The sequence below is a fragment of the Acinetobacter sp. WC-323 genome (assembly GCF_000314615.1).
In the GTDB taxonomy this organism is placed as follows: Bacteria; Pseudomonadota; Gammaproteobacteria; order Pseudomonadales; family Moraxellaceae; genus Acinetobacter; species Acinetobacter courvalinii.
Genome location: NZ_AMZS01000003.1, coordinates 1 through 950, shown reverse-complemented (window position 1 = coordinate 950; position 950 = coordinate 1). Strand labels below are relative to the sequence as shown.

At 35.5% G+C, this 950-nt stretch carries 4 pseudogenes; 1 reads left to right on the top strand and 3 read right to left on the bottom strand.

Annotation, left to right across the window (positions count from 1 at the left end):
* Positions 1 to 128, top strand: a pseudogene (locus tag ACINWC323_RS19540) (peptidase); the annotation flags it as partial.
* A 123-nt stretch (positions 129 to 251) separates the two neighbouring features.
* On the opposite strand, the pseudogene ACINWC323_RS0118605 reads toward ACINWC323_RS19540, so the two are convergent.
* From ACINWC323_RS0118605 to ACINWC323_RS19985, 3 pseudogenes are all read right to left on the bottom strand, one after another.
* Positions 252 to 464: pseudogene (locus tag ACINWC323_RS0118605) on the bottom strand (hypothetical protein); the annotation flags it as partial.
* Positions 449 to 607 (bottom strand): annotated as a pseudogene (locus tag ACINWC323_RS19535) (IS5/IS1182 family transposase); the annotation flags it as partial. The pseudogenes ACINWC323_RS19535 and ACINWC323_RS0118605, both read right to left, overlap by 16 nt.
* 254 nt (positions 608 to 861) lie before the next feature.
* Positions 862 to 950, bottom strand: a pseudogene (locus ACINWC323_RS19985) (IS6 family transposase); the annotation flags it as partial.

The window sequence follows — 950 nt, the reverse complement described above, 5'->3', positions numbered from 1 at the left end:
AGGTTGCTTTGCCAATGAGTAGTGCGGCAGATATCCCAACGATTCCTGTGGAACTGTTTACCAAGTTCCAGACCAGCTTTTATGCAGATCCGGTAGATGCTGTGTTTAAGGGGCTAGGGGTGGATTAATTTCATATCTGTCTGGAAGAGTTACAGTAGATTGTTTTAAATTCAGTTTCTCAAGTTAAACACCATGTTGTAAAAGCATAATACTGCCTCTTTTAAAGAGCTAGTATTTTAGGGGGGATTACCCTTCATTTTTTCTTGATCAGATATCTGTTGTATTTTGACAGGATTTTGTTGATCTAAATATTTTTGATACCAAACACGCAATGTTTCAGGAGTACAACCGATTTTAGGATCAATAGCTGTGATTGCTGCCCAAGTAGAAGGATAATCTTTTTCAGATTCAATTAGGGTCTGTTGACATTTACTGTTCATAATTAAACCTATAAAGGTAGCCATAAAAATATACAGGCTAAGGCAACAGCACTTTGATAATTTCTTTTGAGCTTGTCATATCGAGTAGCTATCCCTCTAAATTGTTTTAATCTACAAAACATATTTTCAACTAAATGCCTGATTTTATATAAATACCAGTCCATATGATAACAATAAGATAACGATGATCTGACCAATTTAATTTCTTTGCAATTCGCTAAAAAATACACATAAGAAAAACCCAACCGAATATACTCAGGCTAGGTTTTATCTCATTATTTTTCAAGTCAGTTCTAGTGAAATTGGCTAAAATTCAGCTTGTATTTCAATGTCGAACTTAGAAGTTGTATTCAAGACCTACTGTGAAGTGGCACTGTTGCAAATAGAGATTTGAGTCGATGATGTTCCCTTTAAAAAGTACTTAGAGACCGAAAACCCTGTTGATTAGACACACTTCACCCTGAGGCTGACCATAATAAAATGACGATGCTTGTCCTTTACGTAGTGCAC